Origin of the sequence: Nocardia sp. alder85J (genome assembly GCF_020176955.2) — a bacterium.
Taxonomy (GTDB): Bacteria; Actinomycetota; Actinomycetes; order Mycobacteriales; family Mycobacteriaceae; genus Nocardia.
In genome coordinates, this window is record NZ_JAIUCZ020000029.1 from 1 (window position 1) to 2,371 (window position 2,371).

Annotated in this window: 2 protein-coding genes; both read right to left on the minus strand. The window is 65.8% G+C overall.

Features of this window, described 5'->3' with window-relative positions; genetic code table 11:
• Positions 1-31 precede the first annotated feature (31 nt).
• Entirely contained in the window at positions 32-949 is a 918-nt protein-coding gene (locus tag LBW94_RS44100) for an SEC-C metal-binding domain-containing protein (RefSeq protein WP_225062772.1), read from the minus strand.
• Positions 946-2,256, minus strand: coding sequence for an IS701 family transposase (locus tag LBW94_RS44105; protein WP_225062771.1), 1,311 nt, complete (start codon positions 2,254-2,256; stop codon positions 946-948). The genes LBW94_RS44100 and LBW94_RS44105 overlap by 4 nt, the downstream gene beginning before the upstream one ends.
• Positions 2,257-2,371 lie beyond the last annotated feature (115 nt).

Genomic DNA, 2,371 nt, shown 5'->3' on the forward strand with positions numbered 1-2,371 from the left:
GCGACTTCGTGATCGACAATGGTTGATGAGGTCATGTGGTGGGGCGGCCGCAGCATTTCTTGTATTTGGTGGTGGATCCGCACCAGCATGGCGTGTTTCGTGGTGGTGGCCAGCCGATGGCATGGCCTTCGGCGATGATCTCGTTGATGCAGGCCAGACGGGTGTCGGAGTCAGTGGGGTCGCTGCCGGTGCGGGTGGTGTAGTCGAGGAGTTTGGCGACGGTGAGGGGAACCATGGTGATACGGGGGACGCCGGACTCGGCGAGATCGCGGTTGGCTTTCTCCCGTTCGGCGATGGTGGCGTCGGCGTCAACGGTTTCGACCAGCTGCGGCCAGGTTTGGTGCGCGCTGGGAATTTCCGGGCGGGGCCAGAACAGCACCCGCATTTCACGCGGTGGCTTGGGTGGGATTGCCGTGCGGGTGAATTCGTCGGCGCGGTCGGCCAGGGAGGCGACCGAGTCGTCGAGGTCGTCGGGGGGGAGTTCCAGTGCTCGGCGGACGCGGCGGCGGCCGGCGAGGACGTGGCTGGCGTAGCTGAGAAAGCCCAGTTCGGTGTCGCGTTCGGCCATCTCGTCGTCTGACAGCCGCGAGGTGGCTATGTTGAACCATGTCAGCGCCTGCTGCAGGTCACCGCGTTCTTCCAGCAGTTCGGCGGCCATGTGATAGGGGGCAGCGGAGTTGATCCGGTCTTGTCGCAGCGCGTCCAACTGGGCGTTCGCGTCGGCATCACGGTCGAGGTCGAACAGGATTTCCGCCAGCGTGACCCGGGCATTGCCGGCGTCCTCACCACCCAGATCGATCCCCTGGCGCAGCAGTTCGATGGCGCGGTCGTGGTCTGCGGCGTGCCACCATTGCACGGCGGCTTCGAGCAGGATTTCACCGCGCTGGTCGGGGTAGCGGTCGAGATCGGCTTCCAGTTCAGCAGCTAGCGTCGCCGGTCGAGTGGTCACCCGGGCACTGTAGTTGCCGCGCCGCGGCGGCGGTAGTGGTAGAGCCGGGCCTGATGCTGATGCCGGCGCCGCCAGTTCGACCAGTGCAGCCGGTCGATCATCACGCGAGCGGGCGTCATCACCAGCACCGCGAACAAATGACGGATCTCGTTGCGGGTGAACGGGATCCGATCCGACGGCACGGGGCCGAGGGCATGCTCGGTAACGGCGAGGACGGTGAGGAAGGCGTGGGCGAGCATGGCCAGCAGCGTCCAGCGGTGCCAGGACCGCCACCCCCGCACTTGGTGCTGGTCGAGCCCGGTCAGCGTCTTGGCGGTCTGGAAATTCTCCTCCGTCGACCACCGGCGTCCGGCCACTTTCACCAATCGGGCCAAGGTGACCGGTCGCGGGTTCCAGCAGCGGTAATAGGCCAGTTCCCCGGTGCGTTGGTTGCGGCGGATCATCAGCCACCGGCACCCGGGAACGGCGTTGTCATCATCGGTTCCGATCTCGATCCAGGCCCAGTCGTAGACGCGGGGCCCTTTGGCGCCGTCACCGGCCGACAGCGACTGCCAGGCCCGCGGCGGCAGTGTGCGAGCGAGGACGTCAGCGCGGACACGGCTGGTCGCGGTTGTGACGTGATGGTCACAGGCGACAGCGAAAACGTAACCAGTGCTGCGGAATTCGAGCTCACCACGCAGTTTCGGATCACCGCCATAGACCTCATCGCCGGTCACCCACGGTGCGCGGATACCGGCATCGAGAGCGTCTATGATCAGCTGTTTCGCCAGGGCGGGCTTGGTGGCGAACCGCACGTCGGCCGGCACCCCGGCCTGCGTGCAGCGGTCCGGGTCGCTCGTCCACGACTTCGGCAGATACAGGGCACGGTCGATGAACGCGTGCCCGGCACGAGTGGCGTAGGTGAGATAGACAGCAACTTGGCTGTTTTCGATCCGGCCGGCCGTGCCGGTGTACTGGCGTTGCACCCCGACGGTGTGCACACCCTTCTTGAGATCGCCCGTTTCGTCCACCACGAGCGTCGCATCGGCGTCGCCCAGATGCTCGATCACATAGTTGCGCAGGTCATCTCGTAGACCATCCTCATCCACTACAGCCGCCGACAGCAGATGCTGCATCCGCCCCGGGCCGATATCCCCCGCCTGCTCCGCCAACGTCCAGCAGTTCTTGCTCGGCAGCTCCGACACCATCCCGACCAGCATCTTCACCGCCGTGCGGCGAGTCTCCACCCGCGCGAACCGCGACCCGATACTCGCGGTCAGATCCTCGAACTCCCGCCGCCACCGGCCCCCATCAACACCAGCCGACACCACCAAACCCGTTGCGCCACCCACAAACACGACATGATCACGCCAGAACCGTCCGGCCGCCAACCGAACGACCAAGCCTTCCGCCGTCGATCACGAAGTCGTGCTGGAGTACTAA